Raw genomic sequence first — 5,159 nt, forward strand, 5'->3', positions numbered from 1 at the left:
AAAGCTGGACCCCATGTTTACCGAGGCACACCAGGGTATGGGATTGGCCTGCTACAACAAGGGTAGATATGATAAGGCAGCCCACGCCTGGGCCCGGGCGGTCTATCTTAAACCGGAATTGATGGACAGTGTACCTGATAAGTTGAAACTCAAAGTGAAGATGGGCGTTTCAAGGCTCAAGTTCTCGAAATGAAATTAACTGCAAACCGATTCGCAGTCAAGGTAAAAGATATATAAAATCTACGTATTCTTATATATGTGAAAATTAAGAATGGAGATGTCAAATTGATAAAGAAATCAACAATCCGGTTAATTGTCCTTATGATCATTACTTCACTGATTACCCTGAGCGGATGTACACAGGCTCCCGATTCAGCCACTGATCCAGATACGCAGGATAACAAAAGTGAATCACAAGATGAGGATTACATTTATGGAACTGCTGTGGTCGAATCCATCGAAATACTGGTTCTTGAATCATTTCCTGTACAGATACATGTAGGTGCAAAAGGCTACCTGCCAGACGGCTGCACCAAGATTGACAGGGTTGAAGAAAAAAGAGACGGCAATACATTCACAGTTACGATAACAACAAAACGACCAAAAGATATGATGTGTACACAGGCCATTGTACCCTACGAAGAAAAAGTCCCGCTTGATGTTTACGGATTGAAGGCGGGTACGTATGACGTTAATGTCAATGGTGTGACCGATTCCTTTGAACTCTTTATTGATAACATCATCGAAGATGCGGGTGGCGTTTCCGAAGCAAATGTCTTTACAGAGGTCAATAATGGCAGCTCAGTGGAACTGGCAACCGGTGATACCTTCCAGATCAAATTGAACGAGAACCCCACTACAGGATACCAGTGGTCACTTGCGACAACTGCCGGTCTCGAGGTTGTGAGTGATAATTACTTATCGCCTGCCTCCGATCTTGTGGGTGCGGGCGGCATTCGCGAATGGGATATTAAAGCTACTGCCATCGGGACACAACAGGTGACGAGTGTGTACAGTCGTTCGTGGGAGAACCTGACCGGCAGCGAGCAGAGGTTTGTACTGATAGTGGAAGTGGAATAGATATATTAGTTGGAAGTAAATTCTTCCAACCCTTCTACTACTTCCCCCATGCACCCGTACATCCCTTTATCCAGTTTTTCAGGCAGCACTTTGACATGAGTTTACAGAAACTTGGACTTGTAAGTGTGGCTGGAAAACTTATTAAAATATCACACATACCAGTACTTGTGGTGAAAAAGTGATAATACCTGAACATGAACGATCTGCTGAACCCCTGATAGGTGAAAATGTGATTAAACACCCTGATATGGTCAGGGCTGTTGAATGGGTTCTCACCGAATATGAACCCCCAAAGCGGGAGATATGCATCTTCGTTCCGTGTTCGAAAGCAAAACCATATCATGAAAGTCCGTCCCATAAAATGTTTGACAGTATCATATTCAGGCATCTCACTCATGACCAGGTACACGTAGTGGTATTTGGTACCTGCGGCGTAACGCCCAGGGAACTGGATACTGAATATCCGTTTATGGATTACCAGTTCATGCTGGGGCGGTGTGACATACCAAAGGTCAAACGGGAATTCCACAAGTTAGAGAGCCAGAGACTGGCACGTTATCTTGAGTTAACGAAGCAGCATTATAGACACAGGATCGCGTATTGTTTGGGAGATTTCAGGTTGGCCATGGAAAAGGCAGTGGAACTTAGCCAGGTCAAGGTGGACATTGTACCAAGACCCGGGACAATGGAAAAACTCCATAACCCTGACTTGAAATTCAGCTTCGGAAGTCTTTATCACCAGGAATACCAGAGGGATCTCGATGAAGCTATCTGCCGGGCAGCTGGCCTGGATAATTCAAAGGATATGGTAACAGATATCCAGGCAACTTCAGATGATGCGGTAACAGATATCCAGACAACTTCAAATGATACGGTAACAGATATCTGGAGAACAAATGTCCGGGTAACAGATGATTCTGATTGGTATATTATATGATCATGAAAAAATATGTAACGGATTGCTTTTTTGCTAACAAAGTGAAAAGGTGGGTGGCTGTGGAAGCAGATCATGTGTCTGTCAGGTTTGTGAAGTTATTTGAGCAACGTCCTTGTGAGGAAAGCGTAACCCTGCCGGTAACCTCTGACCTGCAAAGATACTTCATGGGGGAGGACGTAGATTTTTCATCCTATGATGTGGACCTGTCTGGTTTTACACCATTCCAGCAGGAAGTGCTTACTGCCACCAGGTCCGTTCCCTGGGGCACTTGTATTACCTATTCCCGGCTTGCCAGTATGGCAGGCAGGCCAAAAGCAGTAAGGGCAGTGGGAAACGCCCTTGGGTCGAACAGGGTGCCTGTAATTATCCCATGTCACCGCATAGTCTCAAAACACGGGCCTGGCGGCTATTCCCTGGGAATAGGACTTAAACTGGAACTGTTGAGGCTGGAATCTATCGAATTCTGAGTGCTCATCCGGGCTGTTATATTTCGGGTGATGTTACATTTAACCGGTCCAGCAAAATCTTGCGCTCAAGATCAATAACCTGATAGTTCCCCTTACAGAGCAATGAACCAATAATAATAGTTAAAACCTCACCGCATAATTACAGTTGATGAACGATCCGGATATTACCATACCCAAAGGCAGGGGTATCTATTCGCTTTTACTGGAACTAAAAAAAGATATGTGCATAACAGTAGGTGCACTGGGAAAGATCAAGTTCCCTGCCGGTTATTATTCATATACTGGCTCGGCAAGAGGCAGCGGCGGTTTCAGTAGGATCAGGCGGCACCTCAACGTAGCAGCCGGACGTAACCCAACCTGGCGCTGGCATATAGACTACCTGTTGCCGCATACCATACCAAGGGGCGTGGTGCTGACACACATCGATCAGGACCTGGAATGTTAAATATCGAAAACGATCGGGTCACATACTGGAACGATACACACGTTCGGGAATCCCCTATGCAGCCCCATACCCAGGCCTATATGTAGAAAGTTATCAGGAATATGGGGCTGGCTGTGGCTTCATTTGACAGGGCGCATGAGCCCCCTGGTGTAAGTACTATGGAATGGGGCACCTGAACTGCTATTGACACATACCGAGAGCTCCACAACAGGGTGCCGGATGTGGTGTATGACCTGGGTGCGGTGGGTAAGGAGCCTATGGTACGGCTGCTGGCGCATCGGGCTGTGGATGCTGCGCGGGGCTGGCGGTGGAGATTGCGAGGAGGTTGGGTGAGGAGTAAACGTGTGTTTCAAGCGTTATTTATGGAGTTTGGATATCTAACGGTAGGCAAAAAGATTATTGCAATAAACAACATCAAAGAATAGTATGAAAGTATTAAACTATAGAATTCTACTGAGAAAAGAACCAGAGGGTGGTTATACAGTAATGGTTCCTTTACTTCCTGGTTGTGTTACATACGGGGAAACAATAGAAGAAGCGATAGATATGGCAAAGGAAGCTATTGAATTATATATCGAGAGTTTAAAAGAGCATGGTGAAGTGATACCAACAGAGGAAGGGATTCTAGAATATACTTTAACAGTGGAGGCTCATGCCTAAACTTCCATCCCTTAGTCCCCAGAAAATTATCCGGATACTCGAACAGAATGGTTTCATACTGGATAGGGTTAAAGGAAGCCATCATATTTTCTACCATCCAGAAACAAAACGAAGGGTTGTTGTACCTCTTCATAAAAAGAATTTGCCAAAAGGAACATTACTTGAGATTTTAAAACAAGCAGGAATAAGTAAAGATATTCTTAATGAACTACTATGAGCATGCTTTTAGATATTATACGCCTGCCCACCAGTTCAAATGCACAACCAACCACCTGACTCAACTCAAATTTAATATTTTATTGAAATTATCGATCTAGTGTCAAGTCAACCATGAAACGTATAGCGACCATTTGCCATATCTTTTATGTCACTGGCGGATTTAAAAAAATCAGTGCAGCATTTAATTCTCGACTTGACACTATTAGTAAATCTGGATCATGTGCACATATTGTTTAAATATCTGCCAAAATATTAAGTAAGTTATATATCAAAGATGATCAAAGGTAGAAGTAGCAGATGCTCAGGAAGGAGTTTACCCATTTGAAGAAATGGTGCGGTGATTATATTTTGGCTCCGAGTTGATAACACGGCTCTGTGGGCTCTGGCTAGTAGGCACTTTTTATTAGTTAGGAACTATAACCATAAAGTTAGACTTTTCTGAATATTTATTTAATATTGCTAAGAAGTTCAATGAAATTTTGGTAATATCCTAATATGTAGTTGATATGCCTACTTTAAACATCAATAATTCCTTCCAAGGCCAAATATGATCTGTTATACCCTCAGCCATACATGGTGTTCTTTTTATATTCTTCTCACTCTTCTTTGTTTTTATTTCTAAGGATGAATGAAACCTGTTTAGGTTATTGTAGCACTGAAACAAATCTATATGATTATCTGCCATCTCATTGCACTTAGAAAAGCATATAGTTTTTCGAACCAGCCTAGAAATGCTGTGTCTCATTGTCAGATTATATCTTTCGATATATACCGTGTCTATATCTGTAATATCCATTTCACCAAATATTACTGTTCGGATTTTGTCAATTACCCTGCCTTTCTCTCTTTCCTTGATGATCTGTCCGTAATTGACCGTATCTATATCAAAATTTTTCAGTATAGCGCCTATATATTGACTGTTACCATCACTGGTAAATGTCGCTTTCTCGTGATCTGTTGGCATCTTACATCGCTTTTTTACTGTTTTCATTAGCTTGTCTGCAATTTCCTGCACTCTTTTACCAGTACTGTGTGCCAGGTGGATTTTTGTATCTGCCTTCTGTGCTATGTATATCCAGTAATCGCCATGTTTATCTGCGTCGTCATCTCCTTCGTTAACGTTTTTTGTTTTTTTTTATGAAAGTCCACATTTCATCCACCTGAACTTCAGTAAGTTGAATATCTTTTATTAAAAAGTCAGTTACTTCCCTCGCGTGTCTTGCCATGTCTTCTACAACATTTGAGATCGTGTCGCGATGTATCCCCGTTATGCGTTCAATGGCTCTTATTCCATTTTTCTCAACCAGTAATTTGCAGATCAAGATTATCTGGTCCTCTGATAACTTGCGAT

General features: G+C 42.6%; 7 protein-coding genes and 2 pseudogenes. 8 read left to right on the forward strand and 1 reads right to left on the reverse strand.

Annotated features, from left to right (window positions below; translation table 11 throughout):
* From HF974_14585 to HF974_14620, 8 genes and pseudogenes are all read left to right on the forward strand, one after another.
* A partial coding sequence (locus HF974_14585; protein ID MBC2699527.1) for a tetratricopeptide repeat protein occupies positions 1-193 on the forward strand: 193 nt, incomplete at its 5' end.
* 128 nt (positions 194-321) lie between these two features.
* A complete protein-coding gene (locus HF974_14590; protein ID MBC2699528.1) occupies positions 322-1,080 on the forward strand; it encodes a hypothetical protein in 759 nt (252 codons plus the stop codon).
* Between the two features lie 178 nt (positions 1,081-1,258).
* The gene (locus tag HF974_14595; protein ID MBC2699529.1) at positions 1,259-2,017 is read left to right on the forward strand and encodes a DUF5591 domain-containing protein; all 759 of its coding nucleotides are present in this window, start codon (positions 1,259-1,261) and stop codon (positions 2,015-2,017) included.
* Between the two features lie 164 nt (positions 2,018-2,181).
* Positions 2,182-2,484, forward strand: a complete 303-nt coding sequence (locus HF974_14600) for a methylated-DNA--[protein]-cysteine S-methyltransferase (GenBank protein MBC2699530.1) — start codon at positions 2,182-2,184, stop codon at positions 2,482-2,484.
* Between the two features lie 148 nt (positions 2,485-2,632).
* Positions 2,633-2,929, forward strand: a complete 297-nt coding sequence (locus HF974_14605) for a GIY-YIG nuclease family protein (protein MBC2699531.1) — start codon at positions 2,633-2,635, stop codon at positions 2,927-2,929.
* Positions 2,930-3,030: 101 nt separating this feature from the next.
* Positions 3,031-3,354: pseudogene (locus HF974_14610) on the forward strand (hypothetical protein).
* A 1-nt stretch (position 3,355) separates the two neighbouring features.
* The gene (locus tag HF974_14615; protein MBC2699532.1) at positions 3,356-3,589 is read left to right on the forward strand and encodes a type II toxin-antitoxin system HicB family antitoxin; all 234 of its coding nucleotides are present in this window, start codon (positions 3,356-3,358) and stop codon (positions 3,587-3,589) included.
* On the forward strand, positions 3,582-3,806 hold the full coding sequence (locus HF974_14620) for an addiction module toxin, HicA family (protein MBC2699533.1): 225 nt from the start codon (positions 3,582-3,584) through the stop codon (positions 3,804-3,806). Before HF974_14615 ends, HF974_14620 begins: the two co-directional genes overlap by 8 nt.
* Positions 3,807-4,298: 492 nt before the next feature.
* Here HF974_14620 and HF974_14625 read toward each other — a convergent pair.
* Positions 4,299-5,159, reverse strand: a pseudogene (locus HF974_14625) (IS1 family transposase).

Source organism: ANME-2 cluster archaeon (assembly GCA_014237145.1).
Classification (GTDB): domain Archaea; phylum Halobacteriota; class Methanosarcinia; order Methanosarcinales; family Methanocomedenaceae; genus Methanocomedens_A.